At 63.5% G+C, this 19,553-nt stretch carries 17 protein-coding genes and 1 pseudogene; 1 reads left to right on the forward strand and 17 read right to left on the reverse strand.

The genetic code is table 11. The features are described 5' to 3' along the window. Positions 1-11: 11 nt before the first annotated feature. From ACFXS9_RS32870 to pcaF, 17 genes are all read right to left on the reverse strand, one after another. Positions 12-491 carry an SRPBCC domain-containing protein gene (locus tag ACFXS9_RS32870; RefSeq protein ID WP_392696359.1) on the reverse strand — a complete coding sequence of 160 codons (480 nt, stop codon included), beginning with the start codon at positions 489-491 and terminating at the stop codon, positions 12-14. 11 nt (positions 492-502) lie between these two features. Beyond that, positions 503-826, reverse strand: a complete 324-nt coding sequence (locus tag ACFXS9_RS32875; protein WP_392696361.1) for an ArsR/SmtB family transcription factor — start codon at positions 824-826, stop codon at positions 503-505. Positions 827-880: 54 nt separating this feature from the next. Next, a complete protein-coding gene (locus ACFXS9_RS32880; RefSeq protein WP_392696362.1) occupies positions 881-1,513 on the reverse strand; it encodes a sugar phosphate isomerase/epimerase family protein in 633 nt (210 codons plus the stop codon). Further along, on the reverse strand, positions 1,510-1,710 hold the full coding sequence (locus tag ACFXS9_RS32885; protein WP_392696365.1) for a hypothetical protein: 201 nt from the start codon (positions 1,708-1,710) through the stop codon (positions 1,510-1,512). Before ACFXS9_RS32885 ends, ACFXS9_RS32880 begins: the two co-directional genes overlap by 4 nt. Next, the gene (locus tag ACFXS9_RS32890) at positions 1,707-3,422 is read right to left on the reverse strand and encodes an FAD-dependent oxidoreductase (protein ID WP_392696368.1); all 1,716 of its coding nucleotides are present in this window, start codon (positions 3,420-3,422) and stop codon (positions 1,707-1,709) included. Before ACFXS9_RS32890 ends, ACFXS9_RS32885 begins: the two co-directional genes overlap by 4 nt. Before the next feature lie 6 nt (positions 3,423-3,428). Next, complete coding sequence (locus tag ACFXS9_RS32895) at positions 3,429-5,258, reverse strand: tannase/feruloyl esterase family alpha/beta hydrolase (RefSeq protein ID WP_392696371.1); 1,830 nt, start codon at positions 5,256-5,258, stop codon at positions 3,429-3,431. A gap of 45 nt (positions 5,259-5,303) precedes the next feature. Then, positions 5,304-7,175 (reverse strand): bifunctional sugar phosphate isomerase/epimerase/4-hydroxyphenylpyruvate dioxygenase family protein, encoded by a 1,872-nt coding sequence (locus ACFXS9_RS32900; protein WP_392696374.1) that lies wholly within the window; start codon positions 7,173-7,175, stop codon positions 5,304-5,306. Further along, positions 7,172-7,912: an ABC transporter ATP-binding protein gene (locus tag ACFXS9_RS32905; protein WP_392696377.1), complete on the reverse strand. Its 741-nt coding sequence runs from the start codon at positions 7,910-7,912 to the stop codon at positions 7,172-7,174. Before ACFXS9_RS32905 ends, ACFXS9_RS32900 begins: the two co-directional genes overlap by 4 nt. 12 nt (positions 7,913-7,924) lie before the next feature. After that, positions 7,925-8,668, reverse strand: a complete 744-nt coding sequence (locus ACFXS9_RS32910; protein WP_392696380.1) for an ABC transporter ATP-binding protein — start codon at positions 8,666-8,668, stop codon at positions 7,925-7,927. Then, on the reverse strand, positions 8,665-9,663 hold the full coding sequence (locus ACFXS9_RS32915) for a branched-chain amino acid ABC transporter permease (protein ID WP_392696383.1): 999 nt from the start codon (positions 9,661-9,663) through the stop codon (positions 8,665-8,667). Before ACFXS9_RS32915 ends, ACFXS9_RS32910 begins: the two co-directional genes overlap by 4 nt. Next, positions 9,660-10,535 (reverse strand): branched-chain amino acid ABC transporter permease, encoded by an 876-nt coding sequence (locus ACFXS9_RS32920; protein WP_065746554.1) that lies wholly within the window; start codon positions 10,533-10,535, stop codon positions 9,660-9,662. Before ACFXS9_RS32920 ends, ACFXS9_RS32915 begins: the two co-directional genes overlap by 4 nt. A gap of 100 nt (positions 10,536-10,635) precedes the next feature. Then, entirely contained in the window at positions 10,636-11,772 is a 1,137-nt protein-coding gene (locus ACFXS9_RS32925; RefSeq protein ID WP_392696387.1) for an ABC transporter substrate-binding protein, read from the reverse strand. A gap of 52 nt (positions 11,773-11,824) precedes the next feature. Further along, on the reverse strand, positions 11,825-12,715 hold the full coding sequence (locus tag ACFXS9_RS32930) for a shikimate dehydrogenase (protein ID WP_392696389.1): 891 nt from the start codon (positions 12,713-12,715) through the stop codon (positions 11,825-11,827). A gap of 129 nt (positions 12,716-12,844) precedes the next feature. Continuing rightward, entirely contained in the window at positions 12,845-13,783 is a 939-nt protein-coding gene (locus ACFXS9_RS32935) for a LysR family transcriptional regulator (RefSeq protein WP_334408573.1), read from the reverse strand. A gap of 45 nt (positions 13,784-13,828) precedes the next feature. Then, complete coding sequence (gene pcaG / locus ACFXS9_RS32940; RefSeq protein ID WP_392696393.1) at positions 13,829-14,434, reverse strand: protocatechuate 3,4-dioxygenase subunit alpha; 606 nt, start codon at positions 14,432-14,434, stop codon at positions 13,829-13,831. After that, complete coding sequence (gene pcaH, locus ACFXS9_RS32945) at positions 14,435-15,136, reverse strand: protocatechuate 3,4-dioxygenase subunit beta (protein WP_392696396.1); 702 nt, start codon at positions 15,134-15,136, stop codon at positions 14,435-14,437. It lies immediately after the preceding gene. 135 nt (positions 15,137-15,271) lie between these two features. Further along, positions 15,272-16,480, reverse strand: coding sequence for a 3-oxoadipyl-CoA thiolase (pcaF, locus tag ACFXS9_RS32950; RefSeq protein ID WP_392696399.1), 1,209 nt, complete (start codon positions 16,478-16,480; stop codon positions 15,272-15,274). Positions 16,481-16,712: 232 nt separating this feature from the next. On the opposite strand from pcaF, the pseudogene mutS reads away from it, so the two are divergent. Beyond that, positions 16,713-19,481 (forward strand): annotated as a pseudogene (mutS, locus tag ACFXS9_RS32955) (DNA mismatch repair protein MutS). Positions 19,482-19,553 lie beyond the last annotated feature (72 nt).

A 19,553-nucleotide genomic window follows, 5' to 3' on the forward strand; every position in this document is an offset into this window, starting at 1 on the left:
GAGCGCCGGCGTTACGGCCGCTCCGACACTGAAAGCGCGTCGAGCCGGGCGTAGCTCGCTTCCATTCCCTGCTCCATGCCGGTCGCCAGCATCGTGGTCCGCGTCGCAGCATCTGGCAGCGTCATTCGCATGGTCATCAAGGTGCCGGCTCCGTCCGGCGCGAAGTTGGTTTCGACATGATTATCCGGTGTCGGGTCCGGCAGATGCATCCGTTCGATATGTACGAGGCGGCTGAACGGCACCACCTCGATAAATTCGCCGGTCAGGTGGAAGCCACCGCCCTTGCCGTCGCTCCATTCGTAGCGGATCTTGCCGCCCGAGCGTGCCTCGTTGACGCAGACCGGCATCGTCCAGCCTTCCGGACCAAGCAGCCACTTCTGGATCAGCGCCGGCTCGGTGTGCGCGCGAAACACCGCCTCCGGCGTGGCGGCAAACCGCCTGGTAACCACGACGTGGGTGTCGCCTTCGGTCTTCAGCGTCAACTTGCTCATGGGATTGCCTTTCACTCCTGGGTTTTCATTTCGGCCAGCACGTCGTCCAACCGGTTGTAGTTCGCACTCAGGGCATGGCGCAGCATCCCGAGCCATTGGTCGATCTCGGCAACGGCTGCTGGAGCCAGCCGGCACGGCCGCTTCGTGCCTTCGACCCGGCGGAGGATGAGACCTGCGCCTTCGAGCACCTTGATGTGTCGGGAGATGGCAGGTTGCGTCATCTCGAACGGCTCGGCCAGCTCCATGACGGTGGCCTCACCCAGCGCGAGGCGCGCCAGAATCGCCCGGCGTGTCGGGTCAGCCAGCGCGGAAAAGGCGGCGTCGAGGTTTGACATCGAATATCTCACAGCAGTTATATAACTAATATATTATATAACTGCGAGCGATTGTCAACCCGAATTCCGGGAGTACCTTGCCGCCGCGACAATGCTCCTTGCCCCTTCGAGCGCGCGCCGGGCCCGCGCCTCAGCACCCACCGTCCGCGCGAGCGTCGCGGTCGGGACCTCGATGCTAACTGCGATATCCGGCGGCATGGCTCGTGCCAGCAAAACAAGATCGAGGCCACCCTCTCCGGGAAACATCCGCTCATTTCGAGCGGCGTGCATCATTTCCTCTGATGTCGCCGGCCGCTTGGATGGCCCGTCGCATAATTGCCAGTAGTGAAGTTTGCCGGTGGGGATGGTTGCGATGTCGCCGACCGAACTTTGCGACCGGTCGAAATGCAGGGCATCCACGAGAACCCCGGCATTTGCTTGCGCAACCTGTTCGACAATTCGTCTGGCAGTCTCAAGATCAGGCACGCTGGTCCACGGCATGAACTCGAGATCCGCAGTCAATCCATAGGGCGCAGCAGCCTCGCAAAAGCCGGCAAAGCGATCCGCAAACCGGTCCAGGTCGGGATCGTATGCGGCGACCAGAACATGCTTGGCGCGGAGGCGCGCACCGGCCTCGAAGAACGCCGAGAACGCCGCTATTTCCGTCTCCGGCCGGATGGCAACCACTTCCAGGTCGGCAACGGTCACACCAGTCGCAGCCAGCCGCGCGATGGTTTCCTCAAAGCCGCGTCATCTTCCATCAGCGGATAGGCAACGCCCCCGGGCATCGCAGGCAGAAGACGGAGTCCGACGTGGTCGTAGCCGCAGGCGGCGGCGACGTCGATCAATTCGGGTGGTGCAAGTTCGAGCGCGGTAAGCGCGGCAAGCGAAAACGACGGCATCATTCGACACTCACGCGCCGAGCGGCGTCCGACGCCGCGATGTAGGCAAACGCGATCGCCGGTCCGAGCGTGATCCCCGGTCCGGGGTAGGTTCCGCCCATGATCGACTGCATGTCATTGCCGCAAGCGTAGAGGCCGGCAATCGGCTGATTGCCGGCCTCTAGAACGCGGGCAGCCTCGTCCGTGACAAGTCCGGACGAGGTGCCGACGATATCGGAAGGATAAAGCCGGACCGCGTAGAAGGGAGCGATCGCGATGCGGCCGAGGTTGGGATTGGCCCCGCCCGCAGACGCATCACCGTTGTGATTTTGATACACCGTGCTTCCCCTGCCGAATTCAGGATCACGACCAGTTTGCGCATACAGGTTCATCTTGTCGACCGTCTCGCGCAATTGAATGGGATCGATGCTCAATCGCAGCGCAAGGTGCTCGATAGTGTCGGCGGCGGTCAGATAGCCGTCGGCGACAGCAGTTCTAGCGCCCCAGGCACCAGGCCGCACCATGCCAAGACCATATTTCCGGACTGAAACCGCATCCGCGATCAGGAACGCCGGGATGGCCGATTTTCCCTTCGCCAGCATCTCCAGCGCAAACTGGTGATAGGAGATCGCTTCGTTGACGAACCGGCGCCCGTTGCTGTCGACAACCAGCGTCCCCGGTTTGGCACGGTCGAGCACGAAGTGCGGAAAGACCGCTTGTGATCCGTCGCGCCGCCGACGGATCGATGCCGGCGCCCAGAATGCGGGGCTGACGTCGCGCTCGCTGAGACGCGCACCGATCTCAAGGGCCTGGTCCTGCGCATCGCCGATCGAGCCCGGCGCAACGGACGACCAGCCGGCTTCAATTCCAAGTGACGCGAGCCGCCGTCCGGCATGGCGGTTGAACCCGCCTCCCGCCAGAATCAGCGCGCCGTTGATGCCAATCTCGCGCGATACTCCCTCCGAGGTCAAATTCGCGGCCGTAACGGGAGCGTCGGGTTCCCGGATGATCTTCGCGAGCGATGCACCGGTGAGGATATCCACGTCCTGACGGATCAATGAATACAGAAGCCGGCCGACCAGCGCATTGCCCATCACGAGCCGTGTGCCCCTGCCATGGCTCGCTTTGTCGCGCGCGTAACGCGCAAAGAGCTTGGTGGAGTGCCACAACGATCTGACGGACCTCGTCGATGACAAGAGATGACCGATATCGGTCCTGTCGACCATCATGCCGCCAAGCAGCGTGAACTCCGGCAGCGGCGGACGGATCAGCTTGAACGCCTCACCGAGCAACCGCCCGTCGAACGGTAACGGCTCCAGCGCGCGCCCAGCGACTACCGCGCCCTCAAGCTCCGAGCGATAGTCGGGATGGCGAACATAGGCCCGCAACTTCACTTCGGAATGATTTTCCAGGACCTCGACTGCCGCGGGACCCGCCTTCAGGAAGGCTGCGCGCAGCGCGACTTCGGCATGGTTTCCGACGATCTGCTGCAGATATTTTTCGACGTTCGCCGCGCTATCGGTCGCCCCGGCGGCCGATGCATGGCGCGTATTGGGTATCCAGATCGATCCCGCCGACAGCGCGGAGGTACCGCCGACAAACCCGGTCTTCTCGACCAGCAGCGTTTTCGCGCCTCGAATGGCGGAAAAAAGCGCAGCCGACATCCCGGCGGCTCCGGCGCCGATCACGACGACGTCGTAAGCGGGCGAGACCTCGGATAATTCCCGGCGGCGCAAGGACAGCTACCGGCAGCTATAGCTTGCCGCCTGCTTAGCATCCCCATTGCCGCTCCACATTGTCCGCAGCGGATAGACGCAGACGGGATGGCTGAGGCTCTTGTCGCGCGATGTCAGCATGATTTCACCTGGCGCGCTGCCCTTCTCGACCCAATCTACCAGCGCTGTGAAGAACTGGTCCTGCTCACGCGTCGGCGTCTGGTTGGCGTTACCAGGCAGTTTCGGCAGCGGTACGGTGTCGTTCTTGCCGCCGACGGTATAGGCCCGACCTTGCGAGCTGTGCGCCGAACCCGGCAGCAAATACATCCGCATGAACTTCTGCACCTCGGCATGCCCGCCCATCGCCGCCACCACGCGCTCATGATAATTGATGTTGCCGGCGGGCGGGATCGCATCGTCGACCAGGCCGCTGTACACGACGACCTTGCGGCCGAGATCGCGAAGCTTGCCAAGGTCCGCCTTGTCCGTGATGAGGTCGCTGAACAGCGTCGGCTGCAACGCCACGCCCTTGTTCACGGCATCGGCGAGGCCGGCGTAATCCAGCTCCATCCATTTGTTGCGTACATTGGTCGAGCCGTTCGTGATCGGTTCGCCTGACGACGCCGTGCTCGCATCGGGCGCGTAGCTGACATCCTGCAGCGCCAACGCGACACCGTAGGCGGAAGCACTGGTGATCAGGGTCCCGATGCCGGTGCTCTTGGTGAATGCCCACCAGAGCTGGTTCTTGCCGAGCGATTTGCCGGATCGTGCGTCGGTGCTCTGCGCGGTATCGAAGCTTCCATCGCTGGTGGCGCCGTACCAGATACGGTTCAGCGCATTTGCTTCCTTGAGGCTCATGCAGGTCGCGGCGTCGGCGTTATTTCCGGTGACACCCTCGCCGGCCTCGCGCGCGCACAGCAGCTCGGCGTCGCGCGCGGGATTGTAATCGCAGGCAAAGGGATCGAGCAGGAAGCCGAGGCCAGCCTTGTCGCAGACCGCAACCGCGCGCTTGTTGGCGGCGGCGACCTTGGCGGCAAAGGCTGCGGCCTCGATCTTGTTCGCCGACGTGAAGCCGAGCTCGGTCTTCATCACGATCTGGGGATACAGTCCCGCCGTTCCGAATTTTGCAATGTTCAGCGCCGGCTGCGCGATCATGTAGCCGTCGTAAAGCTCGGGGTATTCCTGCACGAGCTTCATGCCCTGCCGGCCACCCTGCGAATGGCCGTCGTAATAGGCATACTTCGGCGTCTTGCCGTAATAGAGGTTGACCAGCGCCTTGGTCTTGACGGCCTGCTCCACCATCGCTCGCACAGAGAAGTCGCGAAGCGCTTCCACGTTGATCTTGCCGTTGGACAGAAACGCGAATGAGCCATCCTGATACCAGGGCTGACCCGCGTCCGTCGTGCCAGACGCGTAGCCGATATTGGCGTTGACGATCGCCGGCACCTTGCTGCCGATCTTGTCGGCATAGCGATGACCGCCGCCGACCCATCCGCCGCCGCCATAGTTGCGGATGCGCTCGTTCCAGTTGGCGTGCGTCGGCAGCCAGACCTCGATGCCGATGCCTTCGGAATAGGAGCGCGCGTTGCTGTCCTTTTCCGCCGTAGCGCCGGGGCCGACCAGCAACTTTACAAGGCAAAGGTCGGCCGCCGCCGTCACCGGCTGCGGCGCGTCGGGCGCCTTCAGCTCCTCGCCCTTCTTCACCAGCCGAACCGCGACGACCTTTGTGTCGGCGTCGGGACGAAAGGCGGACTTGATGCCGTCATCACAGGAAAGCGAATCGGCCAGCGCCGGCGTCAGATAACCGAAGGCGGCGAGCAGTAATGCCGCACGAGTTCCCTTACCTTTGATCGACATCGTCTCGCTCCCCTTTTCAGTCTTCTTGTTTTCCAGCCCGAAGTGTCACGCCTTGGGCATGGTCAGCGGCCGCGATTCCCGGGTTTGGGCCGCGAGCCTGATCGCAGCGTTAGCGGCGCCGAAGCCGTGATAGTTGCGGCGCTCGACGATCTCGAAGAAAAACCGCTCGTCGAACGCGTGGGTGTAGACCTGGAAGAATTCGCCCTCACCTTCACGGTCGTACAGAATCTGGTTGTCGCGAAGGGCGGCCATGGTCGCGGCGTCGAGGCCATATTTGGCTTCGATATCGTCGTAGTAGTTGTCGGGAATCTTCAGGAAGTCCGCACCGCGCGAGCGCATGTCGGCGACCGCGGCGAAGATATCGCGGCAGGAGAACGCGACGTGCTGGACGCCGGAGCCGAAGAATTCGTGGATGAAGCGGGCCGACAGCGTGCGGGTGGCCGATGAACCATTGAGCACGACGCGCAGGCTCCGATTGCCATTGATCAACGCCTGGCTCTGCACCAGCCCGACCGGGTCTGCGATCTCCATCTGCGGCAGGCGTTCCAGATCGAGAATGCCTGTGTAGAACAGCAGCCACGACAGCATCTCGTCATAGGGCATCGACTGCGAGATATGGTCGACCGCATCGAGTTGGTCGCCGGCCGCATCGCTACGCAGCGGCTCGAAATCGAGATCCCAGTTCTTGCCGGCCTCCTCCAGGAAATACAGCAGACTGCCGCCGACGCCGCGGATCGCCGGGATTTCAAGCTCGCCCGGCCCTACCGGCTGATAGAAGGTGCGCGCCTGCAGCGCTTCGGCGCGCGCCATGGTGCTGCCGGCATCATCGACATCAACAGCGATAGCGCAGACCCCGGGACCGTGCGCGACAAAATGCGAATGGGCAAAGCTATCAGGCTCGCAATTGATCACGAGATCGATACGTCCCTGCGACCAACGCTCGACGTCCTTGCTGCGATGCGCACCCGTCTTGCGAAAGCCGAGTTGGCCGAACAGCGCCGCGAGGTCGCTGGCCTTCTCTTCGCTGACGGCGAATTCGATGAAGCCGACGCCGCGGCTGCGCGCCTTCGGTGGCAGTGGCTTTGCCGGAGCGCTCGAGGCGACGCTACGGACGTCGTCCTCGAGCAGGATCAGCGAGCGCAGCCCGTCGGTCGCGGTGCGCACCGCGGAGCCGGCGCGAAACTGGTCGTTGAATATTTCCAGCGACAGCGGGCCGGCATAGCCGGTGGCGAGCACGTCTTCCACGAAGCGGGCAACCGGCAGGTCACCCTGCCCCGGGAAGCAGCGGAAATGCCGGCTCCAGGACAAAACGTCGAGGCCGAGCTTCGGCGCGTCGGCGAGCTGCACCAGAAAGATCTTGTCTGCCGGAATCGATTGAATCGGCAGCGTCGGAAACGACGGCGCCAGCGCGTGAAAGCTGTCGAGGATGATGCCGATCGATTTATGCTCGGCGCGCCGCACGATCTCCCAGGCGTCACGATAATCGTTGACGTGAAGTCCCCAGGCGAGCGCCTCATAGCCGATGCGCAAGCCTCGCGCGGCGGCCCGTTCACCCAGTTCGCGGAAATCGGCCGCCGCGCGGTCGATGCCACCGATCGAGGCCGGCGAGATGTTGCTGCAGATCAGCATCAAGTCGGTCTGCAACTCCTGCATCAGGTCGAACTTGCGCTCGGCGCGGGCGAAGTTGCGCCCTCGCTGCGGCTCCGGCATGCCCTCGAAGTCGCGAAATGGCTGGAAGGCGCAGATCGACAGCCCGAGATCCCGGCACATCTGGCCGACGTCGCGCGGACTGCCTGCGAACGACAGCAGGTCGTTCTCGAAGATCTCGACGGCGTCGAATCCGGCCGCGGCGATCGCACGCAGCTTTTCGTCAAGTGCGCCGCTGAGCGAAACGGTAGCGATCGAGCGCTGGTTCATGCTGCAGTTTCCGTCATGGCGCCGCCCAGGAACAATTGCCCGATGCGGGGATCGTTCAGCACCCGCTCCGCTTTGTCGACGAGTCGGGTCTGGCCGAGTTCGAGCACGATGCCGTAATCAGAAATCTCCAGCGCCGAGCGCGCATTCTGCTCGATCATCAGGATCGACACGCCGCGGTCGCGCAATTCCTTCAGCATGTTGAAGGTCTGCTGCACCATCAGCGGCGACAGCCCGATCGAGGGCTCGTCGATCAGCACCAGTTGCGGATTGAGCAGCAGGCCGCGGACGATCTCGAGCTGCTTCTGCTCGCCGCCCGACAGCGTGGACGCCTGCTGCGCGGCTCTTTTGCGCAGCGCAGGAAACTTGTCGAGCGCCGCCTCGATCCGCGCGGGCAGATCGGTGATGTCCCGCCCAGCGACGACGGCGCCGAGCTGGATGTTGTCGCGCACCGACAATTCGGGGAAGATGTTGCGTCCCTGTGGCACGTAGCAGATGCCTGACGTCAGCAATTCGCGCTGGCTCAGCCCGGTAATGTCCCGCTCTTTGAATACGATCCTGCCTTCACGCAGCTTCAAGAGGCCGAAGATCGCCTTGAACACGGTGGATTTTCCAGCGCCGTTCGGGCCGATCACGGTGGTGATGGAGCCCGCCGGCACGGAAAAACTGGTGCCGTTGAGAATCGTCATCTTGCCATAGCCGCCGATGAGGCCTTGAACATCCAGGATGGCATCGCTCATGGATCGATCCCTTTAGTGGCCGAGATAGGCTTCGATGACGGCAGGATTGGCGCGGACTTCGCTAGGCGTGCCCATCGCCAGCAGCCTGCCTTCCGCCATCACCATGACGCGGGTGCAAAGCGACATCACGAATTCCATGTTGTGCTCGATCACGACGAAGGTAGCGCGCTTCTCGCGGTTGATCGCGGCCAGCCGTTCCTTGAGATCCCCGAGCATGGTGAGGTTGACGCCGCCGGCCGGTTCATCGAGCAGCACAAGCCGTGGGCCACCCATGAACGCCATCGCGGCGTCGAGCAGCTTTTGCTGGCCGTACGACAGCCCGCCTGCGGCTTCGGTGGCGAGATGGTCGAGCTTGAAGAAGCCGATCATCTGGTCGGCCGCAGCGCTCAGCCCGCCATCGGAGGGGCCGAACAGCCGCGACACCATGTTGCCCTGATGCTCCTGGCCAGCGAGGATCAGGTTTTCCCGCACCGAGAGTTTCGGGAATACCTGCAGAAGCTGGAAGGTGCGGCTGACGCCCAGACGATTCAGTTCGGACGGCCGCAATCCCGTGACGGTTTTGCCGTCGACCTTCACCTCGCCATCGGTCGGCGTGAGTTGCCCAAGGATGCAGTTGAACAGCGTGGACTTGCCGCACCCGTTCGGGCCGATCAGCCCGAGGATCTCGCCCTCCTGCACGTCGAAGCTGACGCCGTCGACCGCCTTGATGCCCCCAAAGCTCTTCTTGATGTTGCTGACTTCGAGAACTGCGGTCATGGCGCCGTCTCCAGCCGGGATTTAGCCACTGCCCGCAAGGCGGACGCCGCCTTGGTGCGACGTTCGGTCAGATAGCGATCGAGGATGCCGAGAATGCCGGTCGGCGAATAAATCAGGAGCAACATCACGGCGACCGCATAGAGCATCAAATAGTAGCCTTGCGTGAAGCGCAGCCATTCCGGCAGCAGCACCGCAATCATTGCGCCGAGGAACGGCCCGAAGAAGAATCCGGAGCCGCCGACGATCACCATCATCAACAAGTCAAGCGAGAGCGAGAGGTTGAAGGGAACCGGATCGATATATTGCGTCAACGGCGCATAGAGCGTACCGGCGACGCCGCCCAGCGCCGACCCGATTGCGAACGCCATCAGCGTATAGCGGCGCGTGTCGATGCCGAGCGATAGCGCCCGCACCGGATTTTCGCGCAGCGCCACGAAAGCGCGGCCCCAGGGCGAGCGGATCAGCCACCACATCGCCAGCGAGACGATGCCGAGCGAGCCGAGGCAGAAATAATAGAACGGCAGCGGCCGGTTGGTCGCGAAGCCAATGACATTCGGCCGCGGAATATTGGAGATGCCGTAGATGCCCTTGGTGAGCCAGTCCTCGTTGCGGAACACCAGGAAGGCCAGTGTCGAGAACGCCAGCGTCACGAAGGCAAGGTAATGGTGCTGCACGCGCAGCGCCGGATAGCCGAGGATCCAGCCGATCGCAAAACACAGTACGATCGCAACGCCGAGCGCCGCAATCAGCGGCATGCCCTGCGTGGTCATGATCGCCGCCGCATAGGCGCCGATACCGACGAAGGCGCCCTGCGCCAGCGAAACCTGGCCGGCATATCCCAGCGTCAGATTGAGCCCCATTGCGGCAATCGTCATGACAGCCCATTGGCTCAGGATGTAAAGGCCATAGCGGTTGAAATTCATCGGCACGATAATCAGTGCCGCGATGACGGCAACGCCGAGGGCAATGCGCCAATATTTCCCTGCTGCGGTCATACGGTGCGCTCCTCGGGCCGGCCGAGTAGCCCCTGCGGACGGAAGAGGATGATGACGATCAGCAGGATCAACGGCACCGCGGCACGGTACTGCGTCGATACATAGGCCGCCGCCAGATTGTCGACGACTCCGATCAACAGCCCGCCGGCAATGGCTCCGCGCACCTGGTTGAAGCCGCCGACGATCGCCGCGATGAAAGCCGCCTGTCCAAGCACTTCGCCGGAGGAGAACTTCGCCAGATAAATCGGCGTAATCAGCAGCGACGCCAAGGCCACCAGAAACGCGTTGATCAGGAACGTCAGCAGAATCATGCGTTCGACCGGCACGCCGATAATGCGGGCAACCGTCGGATTCTGTGCGGTCGCTTGCATCTGGTGACCGATCGACGTGCGGTTCAAAAGCGCGGTCAGGCCAATCACCACGGCGATCGCGAGTGCGAGCACGCCAAGGCTCTGCAACGAGACCACGCGGCCGAGGATCCAGACATCACCGGCCGGCACGATAGAGGGGAATGGCGAGGCCTCCGCGCTGAAGAACTGCTTCACCGCCTCTTTCATGCCGATCGCGAGCGCCATGGTTGCGATCGCGAGTGGCAGCACGCCGTGCCGCAGCATCGGATCCACCAGTAGCAGCTTGAAGCCGAGCCCCAGAAGCAGCAGCGACAGCAGGATGCCAAGGATGATGGCGAGCCAGAACGGCGCGCCCGCATGCATTACCGCCAGCATCAGGAACGCCGGCAGCATCACGAATTCGCCTTGCGCGAAATTGATGGTTTGCGACGTCTGCCACAGCAGCGTGAAACCGACGGCGACAAGGGCATAGATCGCCCCGGTCGCAAGGCCTGCCACGAGCAGATCGAGCAGATTGGACATGCTTCTCCCTCACCGTCACACACGGACGATATCAACGCTGTTTCGCAATGCCTGATCGCGACGGGTGGCACGTTCTTCCGCGCGGCACCCGTGCCCTCGCTCAGTTCAGCTTCGGCAGCACCTGCTTGACGACCTGCTTGCCCTCGACGATCTCGACCAGGAATCCCTGGCGATCGATGTCGCCCTTCTCATCGAAGGTCACATCCATCAGGATGCCGGGCTCGCTGGCGGCCTTGATGGTGAGGCCGTGAAGCGTATCGGCGAACTTTTTGGGATCGACCTTGCCCATCTTCTCGGTAGTCGCCTTGACCATGTAGATCGCGAGATAGCCCTTGAGGCCGTTGTGATCGGGCACGTAGTTGTACTTCTTGACGAACTTTTCCCTGAAGGCCTTGACCAGATCGACGGGTGCGTCGGTGGTAAGCCCAACGTGGCCGCGCGCACCGTTGGCGGCGTCTCCAGCCAGTTCGACGACCTTTTGACCGACCAGGGTAGTCTCGCCCACCAGCGGCACAGCGACTGCCTGCCGTTTCAGCTCTTTCAAGATGCGCGCGCTTTCTTCCTCGTTGAGGTAGATGAAGACGGCATCGGGCGCCGCGGCCTTGATCTTGCTGACGTCGGCGGCGAAATCGGCCTGTCCCGCTTCGGTGGAAAGGTCCGCCGCGACCTTGATGTTGTATTTGGCGAATTCCTTGCTGATGACGTCGCGGCCGCCTTTGCCGAAGTCGTTGTTGACCCAGACGATCGCAACCGATTTCGCCTTCAGCTCGTCGTTGATGTACTTCGCGACTTTTGGCATCGAGGATTGCTGGCCGAACGAGGTGCGGAACAGAAACTTGTTGCCGCCCTGTGTCAGTTCAGCCGCCTCGCCACCCATGATCTGGGTGATGCCGGCTTCCGCGGCGAGCGGCGAGGTAACCTTGACCGAGCCCGAATAGCCGGGCCCGAGCAGGACGTAGGGTTCATTGTCGAGCGCCTTCTGCACCTGCGCGCGGGCAACGCCGGGGTTGGATTGCGAATCCGCATGCGTGACTTCGAGCTTGCGGCCGAGCACGCCTCCCTTGGCGTTGATCTCCTCGATCGCGAGATCGATGCCGTTTTTCCAGTTGTTGCCGACGGTGGCGCCGCCGCCCGACAGTTCGGCGACATCGGCGAGCTTGATCGGCGCGCCTTGCGCAAATGCAGTTGCGGCCGATACGGTAACGAGCAATAGCCCGGCAAAGATTCCAGATCTCATTTCCATCCCCTCTTGTCGTTTCAAAAAAACGGCCTTGTAGCCGGCCGTGCTGTTACGCTGCACTCACTTTAGCGTAGCGTTTGGCCATCACGGCGTCGAATGCATTTCCCATCTCGACGGCCGATGGCTTCAATCCCGTGAACAGCTCGAAGGCGTCCGCCGCCTGGTAGATCGCGAGCTCGCGCCCGGTCATGACCTCGGCCCCCTTCGCTTTGGCGGCATTCAACAGCGGCGTCCAGAGTGGCGTGTAGACCGCGTCCGCTACCCAAATATCCTTGTGCAGCAGCGCATCCGGCACAGGCGTGCGACGGTTCGGCAGCATGCCGACCGGCGATCCGTTGACCACGCCGGTGACGCCGTGCATGGCTTCCTCGACGCTATCGGCAACCTTTGTGCTGCCACGGCTCTCGATCAGGCCGGCAAGTTGCGTTGCCTTGGCTGCATCAGTGTCGAAGATTCTGATCTCCGCCACGCCAATTCCGGCAAGCGCAAAGGCGATCGCCTTGCCGACACCGCCCGCGCCGATCACGGCGACAACGCTCTGCGCGGGATCGCGGACGAGTTCGGTGATCGCCCGGGCAAATCCTGTTGTGTCGGTGTTGTGCCCGATCAGCCGGTCATCCCGGACCACGACGGTGTTAACGGCGCCGATCGCGCGCGCACCGGGCGACAATTCGTCGAGCAGCGAAACCACCGCTTCCTTGTACGGGAAGGTGACGTTGACGCCCGCAAAGCCCAGACGCCGCACGCCGTCGAGCAGCAACCGCAATTCCTCGCGGCCCGCACCGGCAACTTCGATAAGCTGGTAATGGCAATGAGCGCCGAGCGCCTCGGCGGCCCGCTCATGCATCGCAGGCGATGCCGAATGCGCAATCGGCGCGCCGATCAGGCCGGTGAGGAAACGGCGATCGGCCGGAGCAATCGGGCGGGCGGCAGGGTTCATGATCTCGTCGTCGGGCGCAAATGCGCGTAAGGGCCAGCGGACGGCTCGGGAACGTCCCGATCCGGCCGAACGATAGCGTTTTGCCTACCTAACACAATTACCCATTTATGCCGGATAGATAACACCATGTTATTTCTTGCGCGGCTTGGGATCGGGCTTTCGCAGCGCCGCCTTGCCCGGCCCAACGGCACGCATTTCCGAGCGCAGGCAGTCGATAAAATGCTCGATGTGCAGCGACAGCGGAGCGCCACGCTTTACCGCGATGTAGGTGTCGAACCTTGTCGGCTCGACGATCTTCAATAGTTCGACGCCGGGATAGCCGCCATGCGCGACGGTGAACTGGTCGATCACGGCAATGCCAAGGCCGGCCTTGACCAGCGCGCACACGGTGGTGCCGAAGCGCGCGCGGATGGTGATGTCGTAGTCGAGTTTGTTGCGCGCAAATATCTCCGCCATGATCCGTCCATAGGGATCGTTGGGATCGATGCCGATCAGGGGATAGCGGATGATCTCCTTGGCTGAGACCTGTTTGCACCCGGCAAGCTCATGCCCCGCCGGCACGATGCAGAACAATTCGCCCGACGCCAGCGGCAGAAAATCGAGCCCGGGATGCTCGAGCCGGTAGCTCATGGCGACGCAATCGCCGCGGCCGAGCAACAGGTAGTCGACGGCCTCTTCGATCTTGAGGATGTTGATGTCGATCCGCAATTCGGGATAGCGGCGCCGCACCCGCTCGATCGCGCGCGGCACCATCACCTGCGAGATGCTCGGCACCGAGCCGATGCGCAGTTCGGACAGATCGCCACGTCCGATCTTGGAGATGATCTCGGAGAGATCATCCATCTTCTCGTAGACGCCGTTGATCTGCTCGAAGATGTTGCGGGCTTCCGCTGTCGGGAAATAGCGCCCGTTCTGGCGCTGGAAGAAGCGGACGCCCAGCGACTTCTCGGTGTATTTCACCAGCCGGCTGATGCCGGGCGCGGATACGTTCAGAAGTCTCGCAGCTCCGCCGATCGTGCCGGTCACCATCACGGCGCGGATCACCTCGACCTGGCGAAGCGTCATCATGTGCGAAGTCTTGCCTGTCGCGCCGCCCCTGCGATGCAGTCGCGGCTACACGTCGAAGAACACCGTCTCGTTGTCGCCCTGCAGATGGATGTCGAAACGATAGATCGCATTGCCGCTGCCCGGCTGGCGCGTCGCGATCAGCGTGGAGCGACGATCGGCCGGCACCAGCGCCAGCACCGGATCGGCGGCATTGGCGGCCTCGCCGTCGAAATAGATCCGCGAATAATTATGCAGGAGCATGCCGCGCGCGAACACGGCAAGCACGATGTGCGGCGCCTGCGGCTTGCCGTCGGGATCGGCGACCTGCCCCGGCTTGATGGTGTCGAACGCGTAACCGCCCTTCGCATCGGTGCCGATGCGGCCGAATCCCTTGAATGACGTATTCGTCAGCGCCCGCTTGTCCTGCGGGTCGGAGAAGCGTCCCTGCGCATCCGCCTGCCAGATCTCCAGCATGCAGTCCGGCACGACCGCGCCGTCGCCGTCGAACACCTGTCCTTCGATGCGAATGCGTTCGCCCGACGTGTCAGGCGTCACCAGGTTGTTATTGAACGCGTCGTTCCAGTCGTATTTGCCGTTCGGCGTCAGGCCATAAGCGAAATACGGACCGACGGTTTGCGACGGGGTGATCCCGTCCGGTTTGGCCTGTTGCACTTAACTGTTCTCCATCGGCGTGGGGCTCTGCCCGCGCAGCACAATGTTGAAGCGGTAGCACAGCGCCCAATCCGGCTTGGTGTTCTCCAGATCGAACGCGGAGATCATCCGGTTGCGCGCCTTCTCGTCAGTGACCGAATTGAAGATCGGATCGAACGGGAATAGCGGATCGCCGGGGAAATACATTTGCGTCACCAGGCGCGAGACGAAGGAGTGGCCGAACACCGAGAAGTGGATATGGGCCGGCCGCCAGGCGTTGTGGTGATTGCCCCAGGGATAGGCGCCGGGCTTGATGGTGATGAAGCGATAATAGCCTTGCGCGTCAGATTGCGTGCGGCCGGCGCCGGTGAAATTCGGGTCGAGCGGCGCGGGATGCTGGTCGACGACGTGGACATAGCGGCCGCAGGAATTGGCCTGCCACAGTTCGACCAGCGCGTTCGGGACACCGCGGCCGTCCTCATCGAGCACATGGCCGTGCACGATGATGCGCTCGCCGATCGGCTCGCCCTTGCCCTGGACCGTGAGGTCGTGATCGTTCTCGCGCACAGTCTCGTGGCCGTAGACCGGTCCCGTCAATTCCGACAGCGTATGGCGCATCGGAATCAACGGCTTGGAGGGCGAACGCTTGACCGTGCTCTTGTAGGCGGGAGACAGCCGCGGCGGATGCGCCGCGAGACTTTGCACTGGATAGACCAATGTCATGACGAACTCCTCCCTCGCATCGCAGTCGCGGCACAAAATCGCTTTGCGATTTTGTCGCGGAGCCGCGCCGCCGGATCATTATATGACATAACTAATTTGGGAAAGGGCGATTTTTCGCTCTCCCAAACCACTGTCTTAATTGACCTTTTCGATCGCGACCGCAACGCCCTGGCCGACGCCCACGCACATGGTTGCCAAGGCAAGCTTCCCGCCTCGCTTCTCCATGCCGTGCACCGCCGTCAGCGCCAGCCGCGCGCCGCTCATGCCGAGCGGATGGCCGAGCGCGATCGCGCCGCCATGCGGGTTGACGAAGTCGGCATCGTCCTTGACGCCCAGTTGACGCAGGCAGGCTATGCCCTGGGAAGCGAAGGCTTCATTGAGTTCGATCAAATCGAAGTCAGAGATCTTGATGCCAAGCCGCTCCATCAGCTTCTTCGTCGCCGGCACCGGGCCGATGCCCATGATGCGCGGCGGCACCGCAGCCGAGGCTAACCCTAGGATGCGCGCCCGCGGCGTCAGCCCGTGCTTTTTCACAGCTAGCTCTGAGGCAAGGATCATCGCCGCCGCGCCGTCATTGACGCCGGAGGCATTGCCCGCCGTCACTGTGCCGGGATTGCGCACGATCGGCTTCAACTTTGCCAATCCTTCGAGCGTCGTTTCGGGACGCGGATGCTCATCCTTGTCGACGGTGATGGGACCTGCCTTGCCACCGGGCACCTGGATCGGCGTGATTTCCTCGGCGAAATAGCCCGAGGCGATCGCCGCGCCGGCGCGCTGCTGTGAGCGGATCGCCATCGCGTCCTGGTCGGCGCGCGATACCTGGAATTCTTCGGCGACGTTCTCGCCGGTCTCCGGCATCGCATCGACGCCATACTGCGCCTTCAGCAGGGGATTGATGAAGCGCCAGCCGATCGTGGTATCGTAAATCTCGGCCGAGCGCGCAAACGCTTCCGGCGCCTTGCCCATCACGAAGGGTGCCCGCGTCATCGATTCAACGCCGCCGGCAATCGCGAAATCGATTTCCCCGGCGCGGATCGCGCGGCCGGCGGCGCCGACCGCATCGAGACCCGACGCGCAGAGGCGGTTCAGCGTCTGACCGGGAACCGATTCCGGCATGCCCGCGAGCAACAGCGCCATCCGCGCCACGTTGCGGTTGTCCTCGCCGGCCTGGTTGGCGCAGCCGAAAAATACTTCGTCGACCTGGGTCCAGTCGAGATTGGGGTGCTTCGCCATCAGCGCCTTGATCGGAGTTGCGGCCAGATCGTCGGCGCGCACCTTGGCGAGCGAGCCGCCGAAACGGCCGATCGGGGTCCGGACGGCATCGCAAATGAATACATCACGCATAGAATCTCTCCCTGAATGCCGTGCTTTAGGCGTTGACCCAGATTTGATGGCGAGTTTTAGGAGCGCGCCCGCGGCAGGTCAATTGAGGCATGGCTGCCCCGCGCCGCTTTCGCGGAGGGGCCGTCATGCTCCGGGCGTATAATCAGCGGGGCGGCGCCGGGCGTGGAAAACTCTGACAACGCAGGTATGGGAATAGGATCGGGCGGCGAAATTCTGTAGCTTGCCGCCCGCAATGACGATCCAGCAATCCATCCCTGCCCCCGCGCCGCCCGAGGCCACGCCGGCGACCGACGCACCATCGCGCGTCACGCCGATGATGGAACAGTACCTTGAGATCAAGGCCGCCCATCCCGGGCTGCTGCTGTTCTACCGGATGGGCGATTTTTACGAGCTGTTCTTCGAGGACGCCGAGATCGCCTCAAAAGCGCTGGGCATCGTGCTGACCAAGCGCGGCAAGCATCAGGGGATGGATATCCCGATGTGCGGCGTGCCGGTGGAACGCTCCGAGGATTATCTGCATCGCCTGATCAACGCCGGCCATCGCGTTGCCGTATGCGAGCAGACCGAGAATCCGGCCGCCGCGCGCGCCCGCGGCAACAAGAGCGTGGTGGCGCGCGGCGTGGTGCGGCTGGTGACGCCGGGCACGCTGACCGAAGACACGCTGCTGGATGCCCGTACCAACAATTATCTGCTGGCAATCGCGCGCGCCCGCGCCCTCCTCCGGCGGCGACCGCATCGGGCTTGCGTGGATCGATATCTCGACCTCGGAGTTCATGGTCACGGAATGCTCGACGGCGGAACTGGCGGCGACGCTGGCGCGGATCAATCCGAACGAGGCCATCGTCACCGACGCGCTCTATGGCGATCCTGATCTGGGGCCGCTGCTGCGCGATTTGCCGTCCGTGACGCCTTTGACCCGCGACGTCTTCGACGGCGCCACCGCCGAGCGGCGCCTTTGTGACTATTTCGCAGTCGCGACCATGGATGGTCTCTCCGCGATGACGCGGTTGGAGGCGACCGCCGCGGCCGCGGCCGTCACCTATATCGACCGCACCCAGGTCGGCAAGCGTCCACCGCTGTCGCCGCCGTCACGCGAGGCTGCGGGCACGACGATGGCGATTGACCCCGCCACCCGCGCCAATCTCGAACTGACCCGGACGCTCGCCGGCGAGCGGCGCGGATCGCTGCTCGATGCGATTGACTGCACCGTGACTGCGGCAGGCTCCCGGCTACTGGCGCAACGTCTGGCCGCGCCGCTCACCGACAGCGCTGCGATTGCACGGCGGCTGGATGCGATTGCTACATTTGTTACCGATAGCGCCGCACGTGACGATATCAGGACCACGCTGCGCGCTGCACCCGACATGTCGCGCGCGCTGGCGCGGCTGTCGGTCGGTCGCGGCGGCCCGCGCGACCTTGCCGCTTTGCGCGACGGCATTCTCGCGGCAGACCAGGCGCTGGCGCGCCTCGCGCAGCTCGAAGCCGCCCCGGCTGAAATCATCGCCGTGATGGAGGCGCTACGCCGTCCCTCGCGCGATCTCGCGCGCGAATTCGAACGCGCACTCGCCGAGCAACTGCCGCTGATCAAGCGCGACGGCGGCTTCATCCGCGAAGGCTATGAGCCCGCGCTCGACGAGAGCCGGAACCTGCGCGACGCCTCCCGCCTCGTGGTCGCTGCGATGCAGGCGCGCTACGCGGACGATACCTCCATCAAGGCGCTCAAGATCCGGCACAACAACGTCCTCGGCTATTTCGTCGAGGTCACCGCGCAGCACGGTGACAGACTGATGGCGCCGCCGCTGAATGCGACCTTCATCCACCGCCAGACGCTGGCGGGGCAGGTTCGTTTCACCACGTCCGAACTCGGCGAGATCGAAGCCAAGATCGCCAACGCCGGCGACCGCGCCCTCAATCTGGAGCTGGAAATCTTCGAGCGGCTCTCTGCGATGGCGCTGGCCGCCAGCGACGATCTGCGCGCCGCGGCGCATGCGTTCGCGCTGCTCGATGTCGCGACCGCGCTGGCGAAGCTTGCGATAGACGACAATTACGTGCGGCCAGAGGTCGACGGCCTGCTCGGCTTCGCCGTTGAGGGCGGTCGGCATCCGGTGGTCGAACAGGCACTGAAGCGCGACGGCCAGCCGTTCATTGCCAATGCCTGCGACCTCTCGCCGGTACCCCCACCCTACCCTCCCCGCAGGCGGGGGAGGGTAGGGTGGGGGCGGGTCAGATCTGGTTGATCACCGGCCCGAACATGGCCGGTAAGTCGACGTTCCTGCGGCAGAACGCCTTGATTGCGCTGATGGCGCAGATCGGCTCCTACGTGCCGGCGTCACGCGCGCGGATCGGCGTCGTCGATCGCTTGTTTTCACGCGTCGGCGCCGCTGATGATCTCGCGCGGGGACGATCGACCTTCATGGTTGAAATGGTCGAGACCGCCGTGATTTTGAACCAGGCCAGCGAACGCTCGCTGGTGATCCTGGATGAAATCGGTCGTGGCACTGCGACGTTCGACGGCCTCTCGATCGCGTGGGCCGCGATCGAGCATCTGCATGAGGCCAATCGCTGCCGCGCGCTGTTCGCCACGCATTATCACGAGCTGACCGCGCTTTCCGCCAAGCTGCCGCGGATGTTCAACGCCACCGTGCGCGTCAAGGAGTGGCAAGGCGATGTCGTATTCCTGCATGAGGTGCTGCCGGGCTCGGCCGATCGGTCCTACGGCATCCAGGTGGCGAAGCTCGCGGGCCTGCCTCCGGCCGTGATCACGCGCGCCAAGTCGGTGCTGGCGAAGCTCGAAGCCCAGGACCGCGGCCAGACCGCGCGCGCACTCGCCGATGATCTGCCGCTGTTCGCCGTCCCCTCCCGCGCCGCCACCGAAGCCGCAGCCCCGAGCGAGGCGGAGCAGTTGATGGAAGCGGTGAAGGCCCTGCATCCCGATGAGATGTCGCCGCGCGAGGCGCTGGAGGCGTTGTATGCGCTGAAGGCGAAACTGCCGAAGGGGTGACGCTCCCTCCCCGTCATTGCGAGCCAACGGGCCGCGCGGATGCGCGCCCGATGACAGGCTCCGCGAAGCAAT

The organism is Bradyrhizobium sp. RDI18, assembly GCF_043203335.1.
GTDB classification, from domain to species: Bacteria; Pseudomonadota; Alphaproteobacteria; order Rhizobiales; family Xanthobacteraceae; genus Bradyrhizobium; species Bradyrhizobium retamae.

Excerpts from the sequence above, each read along its gene's own strand:
- ACFXS9_RS32870 (WP_392696359.1), bottom strand. The coding sequence starts at position 491 with ATGAGCAAGTTGACGCTGAAGACCGAAGGCGACACCCACGTCGTGGTT.
- ACFXS9_RS32875 (WP_392696361.1), bottom strand. The coding sequence starts at position 826 with ATGTCAAACCTCGACGCCGCCTTTTCCGCGCTGGCTGACCCGACACGC.
- ACFXS9_RS32885 (WP_392696365.1), bottom strand. The coding sequence starts at position 1,710 with ATGATGCCGTCGTTTTCGCTTGCCGCGCTTACCGCGCTCGAACTTGCA.
- ACFXS9_RS32895 (WP_392696371.1), bottom strand. The coding sequence starts at position 5,258 with ATGTCGATCAAAGGTAAGGGAACTCGTGCGGCATTACTGCTCGCCGCC.
- ACFXS9_RS32900 (WP_392696374.1), bottom strand. The coding sequence starts at position 7,175 with ATGAACCAGCGCTCGATCGCTACCGTTTCGCTCAGCGGCGCACTTGAC.
- ACFXS9_RS32905 (WP_392696377.1), bottom strand. The coding sequence starts at position 7,912 with ATGAGCGATGCCATCCTGGATGTTCAAGGCCTCATCGGCGGCTATGGC.
- ACFXS9_RS32910 (WP_392696380.1), bottom strand. The coding sequence starts at position 8,668 with ATGACCGCAGTTCTCGAAGTCAGCAACATCAAGAAGAGCTTTGGGGGC.
- ACFXS9_RS32915 (WP_392696383.1), bottom strand. The coding sequence starts at position 9,663 with ATGACCGCAGCAGGGAAATATTGGCGCATTGCCCTCGGCGTTGCCGTC.
- ACFXS9_RS32920 (WP_065746554.1), bottom strand. The coding sequence starts at position 10,535 with ATGTCCAATCTGCTCGATCTGCTCGTGGCAGGCCTTGCGACCGGGGCG.
- ACFXS9_RS32925 (WP_392696387.1), bottom strand. The coding sequence starts at position 11,772 with ATGAGATCTGGAATCTTTGCCGGGCTATTGCTCGTTACCGTATCGGCC.
- ACFXS9_RS32930 (WP_392696389.1), bottom strand. The coding sequence starts at position 12,715 with ATGAACCCTGCCGCCCGCCCGATTGCTCCGGCCGATCGCCGTTTCCTC.
- ACFXS9_RS32935 (WP_334408573.1), bottom strand. The coding sequence starts at position 13,783 with ATGATGACGCTTCGCCAGGTCGAGGTGATCCGCGCCGTGATGGTGACC.
- pcaH (WP_392696396.1), bottom strand. The coding sequence starts at position 15,136 with ATGACATTGGTCTATCCAGTGCAAAGTCTCGCGGCGCATCCGCCGCGG.
- pcaF (WP_392696399.1), bottom strand. The coding sequence starts at position 16,480 with ATGCGTGATGTATTCATTTGCGATGCCGTCCGGACCCCGATCGGCCGT.